Source organism: Mesorhizobium sp. (assembly GCF_004962925.1).
Lineage (GTDB): Bacteria > Pseudomonadota > Alphaproteobacteria > Rhizobiales > Rhizobiaceae > Mesorhizobium.
This window is the reverse complement of record NZ_SUEO01000033.1, coordinates 17,568-37,898: the sequence shown is the minus strand read 5'-3', so window position 1 is coordinate 37,898 and position 20,331 is coordinate 17,568. Positions and strand designations below refer to the sequence as shown.

At 62.0% G+C, this 20,331-nt stretch carries 20 protein-coding genes and 2 pseudogenes; 13 read left to right on the top strand and 9 right to left on the bottom strand.

Translation table 11 applies throughout. The annotated features are described in order from the left end of the window. A partial coding sequence (locus E5W87_RS10020; protein WP_292396538.1) for an adenylate/guanylate cyclase domain-containing protein occupies positions 1-1,267 on the top strand: 1,267 nt, incomplete at its 5' end. A 304-nt stretch (positions 1,268-1,571) separates the two neighbouring features. Here E5W87_RS10020 and E5W87_RS10015 read toward each other — a convergent pair. Both E5W87_RS10015 and E5W87_RS10010 read right to left on the bottom strand, forming a co-directional pair. Continuing rightward, on the bottom strand, positions 1,572-3,140 hold the full coding sequence (locus tag E5W87_RS10015; RefSeq protein ID WP_292396537.1) for an ABC transporter substrate-binding protein: 1,569 nt from the start codon (positions 3,138-3,140) through the stop codon (positions 1,572-1,574). A 49-nt stretch (positions 3,141-3,189) separates the two neighbouring features. After that, a complete protein-coding gene (locus E5W87_RS10010; RefSeq protein ID WP_292396535.1) occupies positions 3,190-4,035 on the bottom strand; it encodes an alpha/beta hydrolase in 846 nt (281 codons plus the stop codon). On the opposite strand from E5W87_RS10010, the gene E5W87_RS10005 reads away from it, so the two are divergent. Continuing rightward, on the top strand, positions 4,015-4,278 hold the full coding sequence (locus E5W87_RS10005; protein ID WP_292396533.1) for a hypothetical protein: 264 nt from the start codon (positions 4,015-4,017) through the stop codon (positions 4,276-4,278). The genes E5W87_RS10010 and E5W87_RS10005 overlap by 21 nt on opposite strands. A 119-nt stretch (positions 4,279-4,397) precedes the next feature. Then, complete coding sequence (locus E5W87_RS10000) at positions 4,398-5,084, top strand: GntR family transcriptional regulator (protein WP_292396531.1); 687 nt, start codon at positions 4,398-4,400, stop codon at positions 5,082-5,084. Between the two features lie 12 nt (positions 5,085-5,096). On the opposite strand, the gene E5W87_RS09995 is transcribed toward E5W87_RS10000, so the two are convergent. Beyond that, complete coding sequence (locus E5W87_RS09995; protein ID WP_292396530.1) at positions 5,097-6,245, bottom strand: serine hydrolase; 1,149 nt, start codon at positions 6,243-6,245, stop codon at positions 5,097-5,099. Between the two features lie 346 nt (positions 6,246-6,591). Here E5W87_RS09995 and E5W87_RS09990 point away from each other — a divergent pair, with 346 nt between their 5' ends. Then, complete coding sequence (locus E5W87_RS09990) at positions 6,592-7,947, top strand: glutamine synthetase family protein (protein ID WP_292396528.1); 1,356 nt, start codon at positions 6,592-6,594, stop codon at positions 7,945-7,947. 162 nt (positions 7,948-8,109) lie between these two features. Here the strand turns inward: E5W87_RS09990 and E5W87_RS09985 are convergent, their stop codons facing one another. Beyond that, positions 8,110-9,123: a LacI family DNA-binding transcriptional regulator gene (locus E5W87_RS09985; RefSeq protein ID WP_292396526.1), complete on the bottom strand. Its 1,014-nt coding sequence runs from the start codon at positions 9,121-9,123 to the stop codon at positions 8,110-8,112. A 158-nt stretch (positions 9,124-9,281) separates the two neighbouring features. Here E5W87_RS09985 and E5W87_RS09980 point away from each other — a divergent pair, with 158 nt between their 5' ends. Genes E5W87_RS09980 through arr form a run of 5 tightly spaced genes read left to right on the top strand, consistent with a single transcriptional unit; the run spans position 9,282 to position 14,110 of the window. Then, positions 9,282-10,223 carry a sugar ABC transporter substrate-binding protein gene (locus E5W87_RS09980; RefSeq protein ID WP_292396525.1) on the top strand — a complete coding sequence of 314 codons (942 nt, stop codon included), beginning with the start codon at positions 9,282-9,284 and terminating at the stop codon, positions 10,221-10,223. A gap of 56 nt (positions 10,224-10,279) precedes the next feature. Beyond that, positions 10,280-11,809 carry a sugar ABC transporter ATP-binding protein gene (locus E5W87_RS09975; RefSeq protein WP_292396524.1) on the top strand — a complete coding sequence of 510 codons (1,530 nt, stop codon included), beginning with the start codon at positions 10,280-10,282 and terminating at the stop codon, positions 11,807-11,809. Next, positions 11,806-12,801 carry an ABC transporter permease gene (locus E5W87_RS09970; protein ID WP_292396522.1) on the top strand — a complete coding sequence of 332 codons (996 nt, stop codon included), beginning with the start codon at positions 11,806-11,808 and terminating at the stop codon, positions 12,799-12,801. The genes E5W87_RS09975 and E5W87_RS09970 overlap by 4 nt, the downstream gene beginning before the upstream one ends. Before the next feature lie 10 nt (positions 12,802-12,811). Further along, a complete protein-coding gene (locus E5W87_RS09965) occupies positions 12,812-13,648 on the top strand; it encodes an N-acyl homoserine lactonase family protein (RefSeq protein WP_292396520.1) in 837 nt (278 codons plus the stop codon). Between the two features lie 48 nt (positions 13,649-13,696). After that, positions 13,697-14,110, top strand: coding sequence for an NAD(+)--rifampin ADP-ribosyltransferase (gene arr, locus E5W87_RS09960; protein ID WP_292396518.1), 414 nt, complete (start codon positions 13,697-13,699; stop codon positions 14,108-14,110). A 91-nt stretch (positions 14,111-14,201) separates the two neighbouring features. Here the strand turns inward: arr and E5W87_RS09955 are convergent, their stop codons facing one another. After that, a complete protein-coding gene (locus tag E5W87_RS09955) occupies positions 14,202-15,077 on the bottom strand; it encodes an SDR family NAD(P)-dependent oxidoreductase (protein WP_292396516.1) in 876 nt (291 codons plus the stop codon). 73 nt (positions 15,078-15,150) lie between these two features. On the opposite strand from E5W87_RS09955, the pseudogene E5W87_RS09950 reads away from it, so the two are divergent. Then, positions 15,151-15,347 (top strand): annotated as a pseudogene (locus E5W87_RS09950) (ribonuclease activity regulator RraA); the annotation flags it as partial. A gap of 37 nt (positions 15,348-15,384) precedes the next feature. On the opposite strand, the gene E5W87_RS09945 reads toward E5W87_RS09950, so the two are convergent. Then, positions 15,385-15,786, bottom strand: coding sequence for an ester cyclase (locus E5W87_RS09945; RefSeq protein WP_292396514.1), 402 nt, complete (start codon positions 15,784-15,786; stop codon positions 15,385-15,387). Between the two features lie 223 nt (positions 15,787-16,009). Here E5W87_RS09945 and E5W87_RS09940 point away from each other — a divergent pair, with 223 nt between their 5' ends. The 3 genes from E5W87_RS09940 (at position 16,010) to E5W87_RS09930 (ending at position 18,354) form a co-directional block, all read left to right on the top strand. Further along, positions 16,010-16,498: a hypothetical protein gene (locus E5W87_RS09940; protein WP_292396512.1), complete on the top strand. Its 489-nt coding sequence runs from the start codon at positions 16,010-16,012 to the stop codon at positions 16,496-16,498. A gap of 271 nt (positions 16,499-16,769) precedes the next feature. Next, positions 16,770-17,585, top strand: coding sequence for an aldo/keto reductase (locus E5W87_RS09935; RefSeq protein WP_367118810.1), 816 nt, complete (start codon positions 16,770-16,772; stop codon positions 17,583-17,585). Positions 17,586-17,688: 103 nt separating this feature from the next. After that, positions 17,689-18,354, top strand: coding sequence for a DUF6064 family protein (locus E5W87_RS09930; RefSeq protein WP_292396511.1), 666 nt, complete (start codon positions 17,689-17,691; stop codon positions 18,352-18,354). A gap of 38 nt (positions 18,355-18,392) precedes the next feature. On the opposite strand, the gene E5W87_RS09925 is transcribed toward E5W87_RS09930, so the two are convergent. From E5W87_RS09925 to E5W87_RS09915, 3 genes and pseudogenes are all read right to left on the bottom strand, one after another. Next, complete coding sequence (locus E5W87_RS09925) at positions 18,393-19,034, bottom strand: ThuA domain-containing protein (protein WP_292396541.1); 642 nt, start codon at positions 19,032-19,034, stop codon at positions 18,393-18,395. 127 nt (positions 19,035-19,161) lie between these two features. After that, entirely contained in the window at positions 19,162-20,076 is a 915-nt protein-coding gene (locus tag E5W87_RS09920) for a TIM barrel protein (protein ID WP_292396509.1), read from the bottom strand. 45 nt (positions 20,077-20,121) lie between these two features. Further along, positions 20,122-20,331 (bottom strand): annotated as a pseudogene (locus E5W87_RS09915) (glycerophosphodiester phosphodiesterase); the annotation flags it as partial.

Here is a 20,331-nt window from a genome sequence, read left to right as displayed (position 1 = left end):
CTTCCGGGACACCGCAGTCGAGGTGGAGGAGAAGAACCTGCGCGAGGTCGCCGAAGCGCGTCAGCGGCTCATCGATGCCATCGAAAGCATCTCCGAGGGATTCGCTCTCTACGACGCGGAGGACCGGCTCGTCCTTAGCAATAGCCGCTACCGCGAACTGCTCTACAGCGACCTTGCGATCGAACTGACGCCCGGCACGGCCTTCGAGTCCATCATTCGCCGATCCGCTGAGCGCGGCTATATCAGGGATGCTGAGGGACGGTTAGAGGAATGGGTCGCCGAGCGCCTCTCCCGGCACCGCAACCCTGACGAACCGTGGCTGCAGCGGCGAGGCGACGGGCGATGGGTTATGATTAGCGAGCGGCGGATCACCGGCGGCGGCACAGTCGCGGTCTACTCGGACATCACCGAGCTGAAGCAACGGGAGGAGAACCTCGCCGAGAAATCCGCGGCTCTCGAGGCGCTTTCCAGCAAGCTGGCGAAGTACCTGGCGCCGCAGGTCTACAACTCGATATTCACTGGCCGTCAGGACGTCAGGATCGCCAGCCAGCGGAAGAAGCTGACGATATGCTTCTCGGATATTGCCGGCTTTACCGAGACCACCGACAAAATGGAGTCCGAGGTCCTCACCCAGCTCCTCAATCACTATCTGACGGAAATGTCGAAAATTGCTTCGGATCACGGCGCGACGATCGACAAGTATGTCGGCGACGCGATCCTGATGTTTTTCGGCGATCCGGAGACTCGCGGCGTCAAGGAGGACGCGTTCGCCTGCGTGCAGATGGCTCTCGCCATGCAGACGCGGATGAGCGAACTTGCCGAAATCTGGCGCGACATTGGAATTGAAACACCGCTGCGCTGCCGCATCGGCATCCACACCGACTACTGCACTGTCGGCAACTTCGGCAGCGAGGACCGGATGGATTACACGATAATCGGCGGCGCTGTGAATCTCGCCTCACGTCTCGAGCAGGAGGCGCAGCCCGGGACCGTGCTCATTTCTTATGAGACGTTTGCGCAAGTGAAGGACATGATCGACTGCGACGAACTGGGGCACATCCACGTCAAGGGGATCGCCTATCCGTTCGCCACCTATCGCGTCATCGATCTGAAGGCCAATCTTGTCGCTGCCCATCGCGCCGTTCGAACCGAACTGCCGCATCTCAGACTAGAAGCTGAGCCCGAGCTGATGTCTGCTGACGAGCGTGACCAAGCCGCCACTGCGCTTCGAGACGTGCTCGATCAACTTTGTCACAAGCCTAGGTAGTAGGTCGCGCACCCGCATCTGGATCTCACCTTCTACAGCGCTCACCTCGTCGACCAGCCACTGCTAGCCATGCCCCTCGGCCAGCGTCTCCTTTGGGATCTGGACTCGACCTTCCCGGCGGGCGACGAGCAAGATCTTTAATTGCCGCTGGTTGCTCGTTCTAATCGCGAACGTGAATGGAAAATCCTACCAGAGCGGTCTTTCACGACGGGTACCGACCCTCAGGTTTTCACCACCAGGTACCTCAAACAAAAGATCGGAGGCAATACGCCTCCGATCTTTCGAGCGACAGAGAACCGTCAGCCTATTCGGTTTTCCAGACGCCCCATACGCGGGGGTTTGCCGCCGGCCATACCGAATAGCCCTTCACCTTCGGCGACACGGCGTCGACGGACGGCTCGTAATAGAGGCCAAGGATCGGCACATCCTTTGCCATGAGAGCATGGAGCTGCTTGAACAGCGCCTTGCGTTGCCCGGGGTCGGTCGTGGCCATCGACTTCGTGTAGAGGTCGAGGGCCTCCTTGCTGTCCCACTGCGCCGTCGGGTCGGTCGCCTTGTCGCCGAGGATGACGCCATACATCAGCGATGGATCGAGACGCGCCGAATAGCCGAAGGACTGGATCTGGAATTTGCCGGCGAGGTAATTGTCGAGTTGTGCTGCCCAATCCAGCACTTCGAGCTGGGCATTGAAGCCCGCGGCCGTCAGCATCGCCTGCAGCAGCACGGCGTTCTCGTACATCCCCTGGTAGCGGGTGTTGGTCTGGATCTTGATCGGCTCGCCCTTATAGCCGGCCTCGTCGAGCAGTGCCTTGGCCTTGGCCGGGTCGTATTGCGGCCATTTGAGGAAATCACCGTCGAAGAACGAGCTCGCCTGGGCGACGGCAGAGGGGTCACCGGCAGCGACACCGTTGGTGCGAGCGGCGGCGATCTGGTTGATGTCGGCGGCATGCGCCAGCGCCTCGCGTATCTTGACGTTCGACAGCAGCGGATCCTTCGTTTGCAGCAGGATCGCCGTCCACGACAGGCCTTGCGTCGACAGCACCGTCATGCCTCGCGACTTGGCTTCTTCGACACGGGACGATTCAAGATCGGGCAGGACATCGAGCTCGCCGGCAAACAGCGCCGTCTCCGCCGCCGCCGTGTCGGGAATGACCATGAAGCGCACCTCGTCGACATAGGCCTCACGGCTGCCGGCAAAACCGCTCGGCGCCTCCTTCACCGGCTTGTAATCGGCAAAGCGCTCGAGCGCGACATACTGGCCCTTGACCCACTCTTTCAGCTTGAAGGGACCACTGCCGATGGCGCTGTCGGCGATCCACTTGCCGTCGGTGCCGACATTTTTCGGGCTTGCGACCCAGCCATTGCATTGGACATTGGCGAGCTGCGCCAGAAACAGCGCATTCGGCGCGTTGAGCGTGAGGACCACGGTGCGTGGATCAGGCGTCGCCACCTGCTCTACCTTGAGCCCCTGGCTGCCGTCGAAGAACGGAATGCAGAACCACTGGTTGGCTGCGTCCATGCGGCGGTCCCAGTTCCATTTGACGTCCGCAGAGGTCACGGCGTCGCCATTGTGGAAAGCCGCCCCGTCGCGCAGCGTGAAGGCATAGGTCTTGCCGTCGTCCGACACTTTCCAGGATTCGGCCAGCGCCGGCCCGACCGTGAGATCGGCGCGGTAGGCTACCAGCGTCTCGAATATCTGGTGCAGCACCGTGTCGGTGTTCGCGTCCCGGTTAAGACCGTCGGTGGCGCGAATGTCGGCGTTGATACGAACCTTGAGCGTGCCGCCGGTTTTTGGCTGCTCCTGCGCCATCGCCGGAAGCGCGCACGCCATCACGGCGATTGCCGCCAGCACCCGGATTAATCGTCTTCCCATTCCCGATCTTGTTCCCATTTTTATCTCCAGTTTTGTTGACTGCAGTTTTTCAGGCGGGCGCGGCATTCAATGTCCGCGCAAAGAAATCCTTGACCTTGGCGATGAGCTCGCGGTCGTCGTGGGCGATGCCGGGCACGACATCCAGCTGCACCTCGACGCCGTGTGTCTCCAAGCTGCCCTTCAACGATCTGATCCGGTCGTTGCGGGTCGCGCCGGCGAGATCGGCGCCGGGCATCCACCAGGCATCGTCCGGCTTGATGGTAATCTCCCAGGTTTCGAGATCGTCACCACCGATCACCATCTGCACGGCGACCTTGCGCATGGCGTCGAGGTCGACCTTCTTGCCGAACACTTTCTCGAAGTCGCGCACCCCGACCCAGAAATCGTGATCGAAGTCGAGCAGGGTCACGACGCCCGGCGCACCGATCGATGCAGCCAGCAGACGTTCGGGATGGAGTAACAGGAAACGATGGGTAAAGTGGCCGCCGCCGGAGAAGCCGTACATCAGCACGCGATCGCCGCGGATGCGATAGCGCTCCCGCATTTCTTCGACCATGTCGAGCATCACGGCATCGTAGCGAAGGTCGCCCTCGCGCAGCATCTTGTAGGAGGAAAGGTCGCCCGGAAAACAGATATTCGCCGGGAACAGCGGGGCGAGCACGATCACGCCGTTCTGCTCGGCGAAGTCGGCAAAGGCATCGCGGTAGGCGAGCATGCCGCGTTCGGTGCCATGCACGATCACCGCCAGCGGATATGTCTTGTCGCCGTCCTCGTCATAGTCGTCGGGCACATAGGCGCAATAGGGGAAGCGCTGGTCGAAGCGGGAGGCGTACACCGTCGTGTGGCCGAAATCGTAATAGGACAGGCGCTTGCCATGTCCGCTGACGTTGCGCATCGGATTTTCCCCAGTCTCAATTTTATTGTTTCATCATTTTGTGTGACTGAAAAGCATTTATTTATCTGGGATGCCGATAAAGTACGTATTTTACATCGCGTAACGCCGAACCCTTCTGGAGCAAGCATGAGCTGGTGTCGGGCCAGCTTTGTGTCGGCGGCGCGGCATTTGCTGGGCGCAACCGGGAAGGCGACGACGACGCGGCTTGCAGCGTTGCGGTTGAAGCGTCTATCATGTGCTTGAAAAATCGCTGACTTCGGCCTTCATGCCGCGTTCGGCCAGCCATCATTTCTAGCGGCAGATGTAGCCAGCTGCGTAGATTTCAGAACGAATGAAGTAGCGCACCGCCAATGGCCGATAAAATGCTTTTCGGGTTGACCGCCGTCGACACCGTGCCCCTGCATGAGAAAGTCTATCTCGAACTCGTCAGGGCATTGATGTCGGGCCAGTTTGCGCCCGGCCAGAAGCTCACCTCGCGCAAGCTCGCCAAGGAACTCGGCACCAGCGACATGCCGGTGCGCAGCGCCTTCATGCGGCTGCAGGCGCTGCGTGCGCTGAGCCCGATGCCGAACGGCAGTATGGAGGTGCCGGTCATCTCGGCCGAAAGGTTCTCGCAGCTGACCGAGGTGCGAACGATCCTCGAAGGCTCCGCGACCGAGCTTGCCGCAAAGCTGATCAATGGCAACAATCTGCGAGCGATCCGTCGCCACTGCACAGAGCTGACCCTGGCAGCCCGCAAGGGCGACATCGACGATTATCTGCGCAAGAACTACAACTTCAAGTTCTCGATCTATCGCCACTGCGGCAATGAGCAGATGATCTTCCTGATCGAGACGGTGTGGATGCAGGTCGGCCCGTTTCTCAGGAACCTGACCACCGGCTTCGAGGACAATCTCGCCTCCATTCTCGACATCGATTATCATGAGGAAGCCGTCGCCGCGATCGAAGTCCAGGACGGGCCGCGCGCGCGCGCCGCCATCGTGCGCGACATAAACGACGGCGCGACGCATCTCTTGCAGCACGTCAAGTTTCCGGAAACCCGGAACTGACGGTCGCGGCCGTCACGAGGCGGCGGAAACTGCCTTCATCACCGCAACGACCGTCTGATCCATCCGGTCGTTGACCGGGTCGGGTTCCGAAGATTGCCTGACAATGACGGTTTGCGTCGCCGGATCGATCCAGAGCCACTGGCCATGGATGCCCAAGGCGGCGAGCGCACCCGTGCCGGTGTCGTACCAATAGTTGCGGTAGCTTCCGCCCGGATACGCATAGCCCTGGTCGCCGGCGGCCCAGATGGCGCGGTCGCCGCCGGCCCAGAGGCTGGCGATCCAGTCTGCCGGAACGATGCCGCGGCCACCAGTGCGAACCAGCTCACCGACGCGGGCGAGATCGCGCGCGGTCATCGAGATGCCGCCCGAGGCGCGCGGATTGCCGGCCCGATCGACGGTTATCTGCGCGTCGGAATGGGCGCCCATCGGCTGCCACAAGAGCCGGCTCAGCAATTCGGCGAAGCGCTCGCCCGATGCCTGCTCGAGGATGATGGCCGCCATGTCGACATTGGGTGACCGGTAGGCGTGCCGCGTGCCGTGCGGATGTGCAGCCTTCGGCAAGGTGCACAGGAAAGTCTTGAGATCGGGCGCAGGATCGTCCGCCTTGTCCGGATTCCACAGCATAGCTCGCCTGTAGCGATCGAAGGCGCCGTCTCTGCTCAGATAGGCTTCGTCGAAATCGATGCTGATCTGCATGTTGAGGAGATCGCGTAACGTGGCGTCGCCATAGGCCGATCCGGCGGCTTCGGGCAGGTGCTTTGCCAAGCGATCGTCCAGCGAAAGCATCCCTTGGCCGATCAGGATTCCAGCCAGAAGGCCGGTGATGGATTTGGACACCGAAAACACCAGATGCGGCTTTGCCGGATCGCTCGCCGGGGCATGCCACTCGGCCACGAAATTTCCGCCGCGCATCACCACGAAATTGTCGGTGTCACTTTCGAGCAGGAAATCCGGCAATGGTCGCGGCTTGCCGGCAACGTCGGCAACCACAAGGTCGGACAGCCGCCCGAGGTCGAGTGCCTGCGTCTCCGGCTGGCGCGCGCTGCGGATCGTGGCGGACGGCACCAGTTCCGCCGCGTTCTGGAACGACCAGGCCGAATAGGGCCTTGTTCTCCAGTTCGACAGGTCGATCTCCGCGCGGTGCGACGGCGTATTTGTCATTTGGCTCATCCCTCTGCTATGTAGGCGAACGGTATCTTCGCACCGCCCGCTCCTGTTCTTTCATGTCCTGGCGCGAAGGCCAGCTCGGCCTATTCCCGCTCCTTGCCAAGACGCCAGTAGCCCGGCTCAAATGCCGCTTGGCTTTCCCCAACCTTACCACTATATTGCGATCGCAAATCGCGCAATTGGTCCTGAAATGCCACCCGATATCCCAGCTAGTGAATTGAAAAAATAAGCAAAATCTTCTGGTGACAGCCAGAGCGGTTTTCATAAACTCACAAGCTATCTATAAATGATATCGTAACCGGCCAGGGCCACGGCACCTTCGGAAACCCAGGGGTTGAAATTGGGCGATGCAATCACGGACGTTCTGAATTGGCTTGAAAGCAGGGACGACATCCACAGCCTCAGGGCTGCGGTGTGCGACCTCAACGGCATCATGCGCGGCAAGCGCATACCCGTCGAGCAGGCACGCAAGGCGCTGGAAGGCAAGCTGCGCATGCCTTACTCGCTGGTTGGGCTCGACATCTGGGGCGAGGATATCGAGAACAACACGCTGGTTTTCGGCAACGGCGACGCCGACGGCCTTTGCCAGTGGACGGGGCGCGGCATCGTGCCAGTGAACTGGACGGCACATCCGACAGCACTTGTCCCGCTCTGGCTTGCCGATGAGAACGGCGCGCCGTTTCTCGGTGATCCGCGGCGGGCGCTGGCTCGTGTCCTCGACCGCTACAAGGCTCTGGGCCTGACCCCGGTCACTGCTACGGAACTGGAATTCTACCTTGTCGACCCGCAATCGCAGCGGCCGATCGGGCCTGTCTCGCCGGTAACCGGGCGCCGTCTCGATTCCGATGCGGCCCTGTCGATCGACGAGATCGACGACTTCGAAGCCTTCATCCACGACGTCTGCGACGCCTGCCGGATGCAAGGCATTCCCGTCGACACCGCGATCGCCGAGAACGGCGTCGGTCAGTTCGAGATCAATCTGAACCATGTCGCGGACGCCTTGCGCGCCGCCGACGATGCCGTGCTGTTCAAGCGCACCGTCAAGGGCATCGCCCGCAAGCACGGCTTTGCCGCCTGCTTCATGGCCAAGCCCTATGGTGACCGCGCCGGCAACGGTTTTCACGTCCATTTCAGCCTGACCGACGCCGAAGGCCGCAACGTCTTCGACGACGGCAGCGACCAGGGTTCGGACATCATGCGCCATGCCGTCGGCGGTCTGCTCGCTGCCATGGCCGAAAGCACATTGGTTTTTGCACCGCATTTCAATTCCTACCGCAGGCTGCGTCCCGGATCCTATGCGCCGAATGCGGTTGCCTGGGGCTACGAGAACCGCATGATCGCGATCCGAATCCCCGGCGGGCCGGCCGGCGCACGCCGGATCGAGCATCGCGTCGCTGGCGCGGACGCCAACCCTTACCTCGTGCTTGCGGCTATCTTGGGCGCCGCACTCATCGGCATCGAAAGACAATTGTCGCCTGGCGATCCGACGGGCAGAGACGGCAAAGGACTTCAGCCGGCCAAGCTGCCGCCTGACTGGGCATCCGCGATCGCCAGCTTCGAGAGCGGGGCGCATGTGGCGGAGATATTTCCGGCAATCTTGCGCGACTCCTTCATCGCCTGCAAACGGCAGGAACTGAATACGTTCGCAGTCAACGTCAGCGACTTCGAGCTCGAAACCTATCTCGAAAGCGTTTGATCGGCAGGGCGCTCGGGCGACCACTCCGTCAGAGCCTGCCTGACGACGCCGCACACGTCCAGAAACGCTGTGTCCGAGCGCTTGTGCGATTTCCAGGTCCTCACACCTACATCTCGGCATTTGGTAGAGCGATCGAGAGCCGAGGCCGACGACGGGAAACCGTCAAGCGGCGTTCCCGCGCAGCGGCATGCAGCTTTCCCCGACGATCAGAGCCGGCTGGAAAACGATGCTGCGCACAGGTTCGGACACTCTTTCCTCGATGCGATCGACGAGCAGGCGCAGCGCTTCGTTGGTCATGTCGGCAATGGGGTGCTCCGTTCTCGTCAGGCGCGGCTTCAAGCCGCCGGCGCCTGCGACCGTGTCCGTCGAGGCGATCGAGATGTCCTGCGGACAGCGCAGGCCAAGATCGGCAACAGCTCGCATCACGCCGATCGCCATGACGCCGTTCGCGACATAAATCGCCGTCGGGCGGTCGGGTGAACCCATCATATCGCGAGCGACCGAATAGGCGGCTTCTTCGCGAAATTCGCCGGACCTGATATGCCCGGGCTGCGGCGCAAGCCCGCGCGCGGCCATCGCATCGATCATGCCGTCGAGCCTGCCCTTGCTGGTCGACAGTTGCATCGGGCCGGTGATCGAGCCGATGCGGCGATGTCCAAGGTCGAGCAGGTAGTCAACGGCCTGTCTGCCCGCCTCACGATTGTCGATTGTCACCGTATCGGCGGTGTTGCCTTCGATCGATCGCCCCAGAAGAACGGTCGCCATGCCATCGAACTCATGCGGCTGATATTGATTTGCAGCGCCCACCGGCACCAGAACCATCCCGTCGCAGCCAAGAGTGCGAATTCGCGACAGGATGCGCCGTTCGGTGTCAGGCTTTTCATCGCTGTTGAAGAGAACGAGCGAATAGCCCCACGCCGCGACGGCCGCCTCCGCCGACCAGACGATGCGTGTGTAAAACGGGTTCGAGAGATCGGCCACCGCAAGCGCGATCAACTGGCTGCGGCTGCGGCGCAGATTGCGGGCAGCCAGCGACGGTTCATAACGCAGCTCGCGAATGGCGGTGACGACGCGAGCCCTCAGCTCAGGGCTGACAAAGGCACTATCGTTCATGACGGCCGAGACCGTTGCGGTCGACACGCCTGCCCTTCTAGCAACGTCTTTGATGGTGGCCATTTTGCCCCGATAGCTAATCGTTTCGCTGAAGTCTGGTTCAGATTTATGGCTGTGTCCAGCGGATTCATGCTTGCATTGGGCCTCGTTTTGCAGGACGTTAGCGAAACGGTTTGCTGTCAATGGGGCTCTGACGGCAGACAGACGAAGGGAGGAGAACCATGAAAAATCTAGCTTGCATCATCGCCGTTGGAGCGCTCTCGCTCGCGACGGCTGGCGCCGCCGCGCAGGACAAGCCGCTTCTTGGCATCGTGTCCATAAGCGCCACCGAGGCTAACAATGTCCGCTACATCCAGGGCGCCACGAAGGCCGCCGATGAGCATGGCTGGAAGACCAATGTCGTGGATGCCGCTGGCAGTGCCGACCAGGCGAATGCGGCGATCCAGAATTTCGCGCAGCTCAAGGCGCATGCGATCATCGACATGGTGTTCCCCTATTCGTCGATCGGCGCCGGCCTGGCTGCCGCGGGGGATGCTGGCATACCTGTGGTGACCTGGGGCGGCGGGCTTGGCTCGACCGTTGCCGCCACGAACGGCTCGGGCGGACCAATGGCGATACCTGTCGTCGATCTGATGGTCGAGAAAATGGGTGGCAAGGGTTCGATACTGGCCCTCACCTACCGGACCGGCGAAGTCTGCCGGAACCGCGAAGTCGTCATGGACGAGATCGTCGCCAAACACCCTGACATCACCATCACCAAGAACGAGGTGCGCATTCCCGGCTACTTCGAGGACGGCGCCCAATACGCAAATGCGTGGCTGGCCTCGCATCCGGCCGGCAAGGAAAACCTGGCGATCTGGGGCTGCTGGGACGATCCGGCGATTGGCGCCATCGGTTCGCTGCGCGCTCAAGGCCGCGACGACGTCCTCGTTTACGGCATCAATGGCAATGCCCAGGCGCTGGAGAACATCAAGAACGGCTTCATGACCGCGACTGCCTGGCAGGACAGCTTCACCGAAGGCTACAACATGGTCAAAATGCTGAAGGACATCAAGAATGCAGGCGGCGCATGGCAAGCCAAGGCAGCCGAGGTTCCGGCGGTGCTGGTGACCAAGGAGACTGCCGATGCCTTTCTCAAGGACCACCCGGAAGCCATAAAGTAGGGCTTGGTTTGGAGGCGACGTTGACAAGGGATGCGCCGCAGCCAGGCGGCGCTGAAATGGCGGCCCCGTTCCTGGTCGCACGCGATATCGCAAAGGCCTTCGGCGGCACGCAAGCGCTGAAGGGCGTATCGCTGGACATTGCGCCCGGTGAAATCCATGGCCTTGTCGGCGCCAACGGCGCGGGCAAGTCGACCTTCATCCGTATCCTCGCCGGGCTAAACCACCCCGACGCCGGCCGTGTCGAAATCGACGGCCAAGGTCGAGAGATCGGCACGCCGCAGCGGGCGACCGAGCTTGGCATGAGCTTCATTCACCAGGAGCTTGCGTTCGTGCCGGGCATGACCGTGCTGCAGAACATCATGCTGGGCGTCCCGAAGAAAACGCGCTTTGGGCTGACCGATTGGCGTGCAATCGCGCGCGACGTTGCGCCGATCGCCAGGCGCGTCGGCATATCAGCCCCGCTCAACGCCGGTGTGAAAGGCCTTTCGACGGCCGAGATATGGCTGATCAACATCTGCCGCGCCCTGGTGCGCAAGGCGCGGCTGATTGTCATGGATGAGCCGACGGCATCGCTTGCCGCGAGCGAGGCGGAACGGCTCTTTGCGATCGTGCGCGATCTCTCCGCATCAGGGGTGGCGGTGCTCTATATTTCGCACCGGCTGGACGAGATCCTGAGCCTGTGCACGCGCGTGTCAGTGTTTCGCGACGGTCGCTCCGTGGCCGAGCTCGCCGGAGACGCGCTCAACCGCCCTGCGCTGGTCGAGGCAATCGTCGGCGGCGCAATTCGGGACGTTCAAAGGGCAGCCACCGCAAGGCAGCGCGGCGATGTCGTGATGGAAGCGAAGAAGCTGACGCGGGCGCCGAAAGTCCATGGCGTCAGCCTTCAGCTCCACGCCGGCGAAGTGTTGGGCATCGGCGGCCTTGTCGGCGCTGGGCGAACCGAACTCGCCCGGCTGCTTTTCGGAGCGGATCGCCCGGACAGCGGCGAGATGATGCTGATGGGCCGGCCCTATGCGCCCGCCTCCCCTGCTGCGGCCGTCCAGGCCGGGCTCGGACTGGTCCCGGAAGAGCGCCGGGCGGAAGCGCTTTTTCTCTCCAAGAGCATCGCCTTCAATTTGGGTATCGCCAATCTCGACAAACTTGCTTTTGGCCGATACCTGCCGTTGATGAACCGCCGCGCTCGCACATCGATGGCCGGCGAGATGATCCGCTCCTTGTCGATAAAGGCACAGAGCGCGAGCACGCCCGTTGGCCGTCTCAGTGGCGGCAACCAACAGAAGGTCGCGATCGGCCGCTGGCTCCAGCGCATACCGAAGGTGCTGATCCTCGACGAGCCGACGCGAGGCGTCGATATCGGGGCGCGCGCCGAGATCCACCGGCTGATCCGCCAGCAAGCCGAGGCCGGAATGGCGGTTTTGGTGATTTCATCGGAACCGGACGAGCTGCCCGAGCTTTGCGACCGCGTTCTGGTGATGGCGGAAGGCCGCATCGTTCGCGAACTGACCGGTCCGGCGGTGTCGCGAAAGGCGATCGTCGAAGCAAGCTATCTCGAGCCGGAAGCAGTGATGGAGGATCATCCCGCATGAGCAATGTTGCGATTAGCGCCCGGCGTCTGTCGCCCGGGGCCAAGGCGGCACTCGGTATCTTTGCCCGCTACGGAACAATCATCGGACTTCTGGCGATGATCGCCACATTTTCGATCCTGTCGCCGGGAGCCTTTCCCACCGTGAGCAATTTCACCAATGTGCTGAACCAGGCTTCATTGGCCATGATCATTGCCGGCGGGCTGACGCTTGCGGTGGTCGTTGGCGAGCTCGATCTGTCCATCGGCTTCGCTGCCAGCCTGCACGGCATTCTGATCACCGGCCTCGTCGTCCACGACAAGCTGCCGATCCCGCTTGCCGTGGTCATCGTCATCGCGCTGGGTGCTGTGATCGGTCTCGTCAACGGCTTCATCGTCACCAAGGTCAAGGTCAATTCCGTTATTGCGACGCTGGGCGTCGGAACCATCCTTACCGGCCTGGCCTTCGCCTATTCCGCCGGCGTTCCCATCGTGGCGGGCGTGCCGGAGGCGTTTCTCCAGCTTTCCCTTGGCCGTTGGCTGTTCGGCATCCCCAACAACATCGTCGCCATGATTGTCGTTCTCGGCGGGCTTTGGCTGCTGGTCGAACGAACGCCGCTCGGCCAGGAGATTCAGGCTGTGGGTGGCAATGCCGTGGCCGCTCGCCTTGCCGGGGTGAATGTCGACCGCATCAAGATCCTCGGCTTCGTCATTTCGGGAATGTGCGCCGCGCTCACCGGGATACTGCTTGCCTCGCGGCTCGGCAGCGGCACGGCAAGTGCTGCCGACTCCTACCTGCTCACCGCATTCGCGGCGGTGTTCCTTGGCTCGGCAACGCTGCGTGACGGCGAATTCCACGTGCTCGGCACGCTGGTCGGCGCCCTCATCATCGCCTTCGGCTTTAATGGCCTCAACATCTTCGGTGCCCCGACCTTCTCGCAATATGTGCTGCAGGGCGCCATCCTGATCATTGCCGTGGGCATGGCGAGCCTTGGCCGCTCACTGGCGGAACGCTGAGGAGGAAGCGATGACAAGCGAGAACAAGCCCTGGGAAGTCTATGTCATCGAATTCGCCCGATCGCGGCAGCAGCCCTGGGTGGATCTCGTCGCCGGCATGTATGACGACGGCAAGGTCGATTTGCCCTTTTCCTTCGTCCTGCTGCGGCGCGGTGACCGCAACGTGCTGGTCGACACCGGGTTCATCCAGGAATCGAGCGACGCCTTCTCGCTGAGATTTGGCATTCCCTACTGGGTCTCGCCGGTTCGCATGCTGGCCGAGCTTGGCATTGGACCCGGCGGCATTACCGACATTTTTGTGACCCACGCGCATTTCGATCACATGGGATCGATCGCCGAGTTCCCGAATGCAAATCTCCACATCCAGAAAAGCGAGTTGCTCTCCTGGTATGAGGCGATCGCATTGCCGCCTCGCTTCGGTTATCTCACCGCCATCATCGATCCCGACACGTTGCGCGCTGCCCTCGATGCATCGGTCGAACACCGTGTCTCGCTGATCGACGGCGACAAGGACGATGTGCTGCCGGGCATCCATGTGCGGCTGGGAAGCGGCCACACGATCGGACAGCAGTTCGTCATCGTTCAGTCCGCGCGCGGCAGATTGGTCATCTCCGGCGACTGTGTCTATTCGAAGCGCCAGATCACCGGGCACAAGCACGACGGCGTCTACGCGCCGCTGAACAATGCAGTCGGCAGCGTCTGGGAACAGCTGAAGACCATCGACCGCATCAACAACGAGATCGGCGGCGACCTTGGGCAACTGATCGTGCTGCACGACATAGAGCGATGGAAGGGCCTGCCGATCGTCGCAGAGCTCGAAGGATTTCGCATCGTCAGGGCCGGATAAGCGTAGCCAAATAGTGCTACCGGCAGCACACCGATGAGCAAGGAACCGATGACAGCCACTGACAGTACGATCCCGCAGCGATTCTTCCACGGCACCAGGGCCGACCTGAAACCGGGAGACCTCATCGGGGCCGGATACAGCTCCAATTACGGCAAGCGGAAGCAGGCGTCATGGGTCTATCTCACCGGCAGCCTGGATGCGGCCATCTGGGGCGCCGAGCTCGCCGCTGGCGACGGACGGGAAAGGATCTACATTGTCGAGCCGACTGGCCCGATCATGGACGACCCCAATCTGACGGACAAGAAATTCCCCGGCAATCCGACGCAATCCTACCGCTCCCGCGAGCCGCTACGGGTCACGGGCGAGGTCACGGAGTGGCAAGGCCATTCCCCCGAACGGCTGAAGGAGATGAAAAACCATCTCGAACGCCTGAAGGCGCAAGGCGTTGAGGCGATCGACTGATCTTCAAATGGATACACGACACAATTATCGCTTGGCTTGGCTTGGATTGGGCCGGCCGTGTGGCGTACAAGCGAGGGGCCGAGCGTGCATACTATCGGATTTTCATGATGTCTTTGTTGCGGTTGCCGTCATGCGAATGGTGCAGGCCAAGCGTGATAGGTGGCGGCGCGGTGACCTCGCCCTTCGCCATCGCGCCGACCGCGCCCTTGGCCGGCGTGATGCCGCCATCGACCAGCCAGACGGCGCCAGTGACGTAGCTCGCTTCGTCCGAGGCTAAGAACGCATAGACGTTGGCAACTTCCTCAGGTGTGCCGCGACGGCCGAAAGGCACGGCCGTGAGCAGCGCCTTCTCGACTTCTTCATCGACGGCACCAGTTTCCTTGTGCGTCCAAGCCGTATCGATCGGACCCGGGCTTACGCAGTTGGCGCGTACGCCGTATTGCGCCTGCTCGACGGCGACGCCTTTCATGAAAGCGTGCAGGAAACCTTTGGTACCGCCATAGACAGTGTTCCGCGGCTGGCCGTTGACGCCGCCTTCCGAGCCGGCGCTGATGATGGCGCCGCCGGTTTTGCGGAGATAGGGCAAGGCGTATCTCGTCATCAGGAACGCGGAGCGAACATTGCAGCGGATATGCTCGTCGAACTTGTTGATCGGCATGTCATCAGTTTCGGCGTTGACGAGCAGAACGCCTGCATTGTTGATGAGCACGTCCAGCCGACCGAAACGGTCCACCGCAGCAACCACGCAATCGCTCGCCTGAGCTTCATCGGAGACGTCGGCTGCAAAGGCGATTGCGTCGCCGCCATCGTTCAGGATTTCAGCGACAATGTCCTCAATCGGATCATCGGGCAGACCATTGACGACGATTTTGGCGCCCTCGCGCGCGAATTTGAGGCAGATCGCTTCGCCGATGCCGGTTCCGCCGCCCGTTACGATCGCGACCTTGTCTTGCAGCTTACCATTCATAGCGACCTCCATCATTGGAAGTAGAACCCCAGCGGCAGGGTGTGGTTCCATTGGCCTCCTTGAGAAGCCGAGACTCAAACAAAATAAACCGCCAAGGCCGAGGAGCTCGACATCGGCATCTAGGTGCGCGATGTCACGCCCAATTACCACGCACAGACGAACCCGTTCGCCGTCAACGTGCCGATCGCCTGCGGCAACGCGCTGGTCATGCCGGGCGACATCGTCGTTGCCGACGATGACGGTGTCGTGGTCGTGCCGGTCGCGTTGGCGGAGGGGAGGAATACCAGGCCTGGCGCAAGCAACAGGGCTAGGCTCGGAATCCATCGAGCTGCGCTTCGATGGCCGCCTTGTCTATAACCGACCATACTTCCACGATCTTCTCGCCGCGAAATTCATAGAACACATTCTCGGCAAAGGAGACCCTCTTCCCGGTCACGTCGAGGCCAAGGAACGTTCCCTTTGGCCTACAATCGAAGCCCAACCGGCTCGCTATGTAAGGCGGATCGGAAACAAGCATCTGGATGTCGAAATAAAGGTCCGGGATTTCCTCGAAATCTTTCTCCAGCATCTCGCGATAGCCGGATAATCCGATCCGCCGGCCGTTGTGGATCGCTTCATCGTGAACGAACTGTCCCAGCTTCGGCCAGTCCTGCTGGTTCAGGCAGGCAATGTAGTCCCGGTAGATGTCGGAGAGGTCGGTCCTGGTCACGGCAATTGCTCCTATCTTTCCAGTGCCTCAAAGCAAGGCCAGCGTCGCGATTGAACCTGGCGGCGCGCAGATCGCCCCACAACCCGATACCAACTGCCGATGCCCAAGCGAGCGGCACGTCAACGACATCGTGAAGTTGCGCAGGTTGACTCGATTGTCTGCTTGCCTAACTAGGATCTCGGGGCCAGCGCAAATCATCACAGTCGGTATGATATTTTCCCGCATGCGAAAGCTTGTCCTTCTTGTTCTCTTGGCCGGCAGTTCCATCGTGTCCTCCTGCGTCGCCCCTGACGACACGTCGACCATCGCGAAGGAAGACGCAACGACGGCGGCAGCCCGCAAAGAGATGGTCGGTCTCAGCGAGGCGGATGTTCGAATGTGCGCCGGCTTTCCGACTGCCACCGCTGATGCGGGCGGATCAGGTCAGATCTGGACCTATCAGCGTACCGTTCAGCGCGGCAATCTCAACGTCGTGATTCCAACCTTGGCGGTGGGTGCGATCCCGACGGTTGGAGGATCCCTCAATGTCAATCCTGGCGGCTATTGCAACACGCAACTTCGAATGGTCGATGGCCGTGTTGCCGAGGTTGCCTACGCCGGCGACAACAATACGCCGAACAACCGCGACGCGCTCTGCACCAGCACGGTAGACGCCTGCGTGGCCTATGCCCGCCAGCACCGTCAGGTCAGGACAGGGGCTACCTCCAGGTAATCGGGCTGGTTGCAGAGCGAGTGAAAACAAATATTTACAGCGGTTCGGCGGTTCTATCAAAAGCTGAACCGCTCTTGAGACCGGCCGGCTCCCCGCCGATCGCCCCCAGATCGGCCTTGCGAAGGCCGGTCGCCCGGAACCATTCTTGTGGTCGGGAGTATAGGGATGGCAGATGATGATCATCACCCGCAGGACATTCGTAAAGACTGCCGCCGCTTCCGGAGCGGCTTTCGTGTTGCCGGGAACCGCGCCCGGCGCACCTGCGCCGCTGATGCGGGCCGTGCCCTCCTCGGGAGAGATGCTTCCCGCAGTTGGGCTGGGCACCTGGATCACCTTCAATGTCGGCGACGATCCGGTGCTGCGCGACGAATGCGCCGAGGTGATCGCGGCCTTCTTCGAGGCAGGCGGCCGCATGATCGATTCCTCGCCCATGTACGGCTCCTCGCAACCGGTGATCGGCTATGGCCTCGAGAAGCTCGGCCGGCCCAAAGCGCTGTTTTCCGCCGAGAAGGTCTGGACCTCCGCCGCCGACGGAGCCGCGCAGATCGAGCAGTCGCGCCGCTTCTGGGGTGTGCCGCGCTTCGACCTCGTGCAGGTCCATAACCTCGTCGGCTGGGAGACGCATCTCGAAACCCTGTTCGCCATGAAGGCGGACGGGCGCATCCGCTATGTCGGCATCACGACGTCCGAAGGTCGGCGGCACGACCTGTTCGAACAAATCATGCGCGCGCATCCGATCGACTTCATGCAGCTCACCTACAACGTCGTCGACCGTGAGGCGGAGGAACGGCTCCTGCCGCTGGCGGCCGAGCGCGGCGTTGCCGTCATCGTCAACCGGCCGTTTCAGCAAGGCGCGCTGACGCGCCAGCTCGAAGGCGAGACGCTGCCGGACTGGGCGGCCGAGATCGGCGCCGGATCCTGGGCGCAGTTCATCTTGAAGTTCATCCTTTCGCATCCCTCCGTCACCGTCGCCATCCCCGCCACCACCCGCGTCGACCATGTGCGCGAGAACGTGATGGCAGCGACCGGTCCCCTCCTCGACGCGGCCATGCGCGAGCGGATGGCGGCTTACGTCCGGGACCTCTAGGCAGGCATTTGTGGGCTAGCGCCACGAATACCTGCTTAGATTCTGTTGTTTGTCGCAGGTTCTTGTCGCAAAACCGTGGGACACTTTTGCGGAACCTGCTTAGATGTCGGAATGGTGGACCTACCGGCTGGAAGATTTCCTGCTCTTCTCGCCGCGCGTCTACTGGCGCATGTTTGAGTTGCACAATGCCGCCTTCTGGCCGCTGCATCTCCTGACGCTCGCCGCCGGCCTTGCCATTGCCCTGCTCGTGCTGCGGCGGCCGCGTCGCCATGGTCTCTGGATCGCACTCATCCTTGCCGCGCTCTTTGCCTTCGTCGGCTGGTCCTTCCTGTGGAGCCGCTATGCCGTGATCAACTGGGCGATCGCCTATGTCGCGCCGGCCTTCGGCCTGCAGGCGCTGCTGCTGGCAATAGGCAGTACCGTGCGTGGCGGCCTCGCCTTCGACCGGCGGAACATCGCAGGAAGGCTCGGGCTGCTGCTCATCGCCGTTGGTCTCGTTGCCTATCCCCTGCTGCCGCCGCTCTTCCGGCGGCCATGGGCGAGCGCCGAAATCTTCGGCATCGCGCCGGACCCGACGGCGATCGCGACGCTCGGCGTGCTGCTTGCAGCGAGCGGCGGGCTTGTGCCGCTGCTGTTTCCGATCCCGTTATTGTGGCTGGTGCTTAGCGGCCTGACGCTCCATGCCATGGGCGATCCGCAAGCCTGGCTGCCGCTTCTGGCAGCGGCCACCACTGTCGCTGCCCTGGCCCTGCGCCGCATTGCCCGATGACGCGACGCTGCGTTTGGCATTCGCTCCGGCAAGCGCTCTCAGCGCGCCGCCCATACCAGGCCGCGACGAAATATCGTTCGCATCTGCGGCACCGCGAACTCCTTGGCGGCATGGCCGAGCGCCGAATAAAACACCTTTCCCTTGCCGTGCCGGCGCTTCCAGACGACCGGCATGACCACGCCTTCTATCCAGGATGCGTGCTCGCCGGAGAAGGTGGTTGTCGCCAGCACCTCGTTCGACGGATCCACATGCATGTAGTACTGCTCCGAGCGGTATGAGAAATCATCGATGCCGTTCATGATGGAATCGTCGCGCCTGGTGATGTCGACCTGGTAGTCGATGATGTTGCCCGGGTGGGCCACCCACTGGCCGCCGCACATGAACTGGTATTCCGTGGCTTCACGAAACGCGTCGCACATGCCGCCGTGATAGCCGCCAAGGCCGACACCACCCTCGACCGCCTTTGTCAGGTTGAGCTCCTCGTTCTTGGCAAGCTTGGCCATCGTGTAGATCGGGACGATCAGGCTCATATCGGCGATCGCGGGGTCGGCGAATATCTCGGTCGTGGTTTCGACGCGCACGCCAAAGCCTTCCTCTTCGAGCATCGCCTTGACGACCCGCGCGCCTTCTTCCGGCTCGTGTCCGTCCCAACCGCCCCATACGATCAGCGCTTGCCGCATAGTCTTCTCCGTCATTTGATTGCGTCGCCAACAGGAACCTTAGGCGGCAGCGGCTGGCCGATCCGGCCGGCTGTCCTCAATTCGAACTATGCAATGTCCTTCAGGTCAAAATCAAATGAATGACCGGTCACTCGGCTGCCATGGAACTGCGCACGCCGTTCAGCGCCATCAGGTGTTTCGCGCGTTCGCGGCTGGCTGGCTGCTCGCTGCGGTAGCGTTCGCCGATCTCCATCATCAGGACGGTTCCCGGCAGGAACTCCAGCTCGCCGAAAATCTCCTCCCAGGCGATGTCGCCCCAGCCGAGCGGCATGTGCAGGTCGCCGAGGCCCAGCGCGGTCGCTTCCTGTAGGAAATAGGGTTTGTAAAAGCCCTGTGGGCGGCCGAAGGAATCGTGGACATGCAGATGCCCGGCCACCGGCGCCATGGCACGGATCTGCTCGCGGAAGTTCAGCCCGCGATAGGTCGCTTCGAGATAGGCATGACTGAAGTCGATCAGCGCGACCAGATTGGGATGATTGATCGCCTTGACAGTCTCGGCCACCTCCGCCGGCGTCTGCCGATATTGCCCCGGTTCCGCGGTGAAGATGTTCTCCAGTGCGATGCGCACGCCGTAAGGCTTGGCGAATTCCGCCAGTTCGAACAGAGCCTCGCGCTCGCGCCGGTCCGCATCCGCGCGCAAGAGCGGCTGGTCGGCGCGCAGGAAACCGCCGTGCTGGACGAGGATACGGGCGCCGATCCGGTCGCAGACCTCGACCAGCGCCTTGGCCGCCTCCAGCTGGTACCTGCAGGTCGCGGGATCCATGAAATTGGAGGAGACCAAACCATGGACCGTGTAGCGGAAGGAAAACTTGGCCGCCAACGCGACGAGCCTGTCCGCCCTTTCCCTGATGATGCGACCGCCAGCGACAAGATCGATGCTGGTGAGCGCAAGCTCGACGGCGTCGACGCCGATATTTTCAAGCCGGCGAAGATCGGCTTCAAGGCTGTCCAGCTCGCCGTCGCGAGACTGCGCGTTGAAGCCGGTTGCGATAAGATTGCTCATTTGCTTGTCTCCAGGTTGAGGTTGTCGTGCGGGCGGACGGCGCGATCAGGCCGGGTTGGTTTCGAGCGGCGCTGCCGTCATCATGGCGGAGCGCAAGGCGATGGCGAGGTCCGGGCGGTCCGATGTCAGGCGGCCGATCCGCCGTTCCAGCCAGTGGCAGATCGCCGCCTCCTCGTTCACCGTCCACACGCAAAGCCGGTCGAGCGGCAGCGCGGCGCGGACCAGTTCCCACTGCGCGTCCATCAACTCGTGATG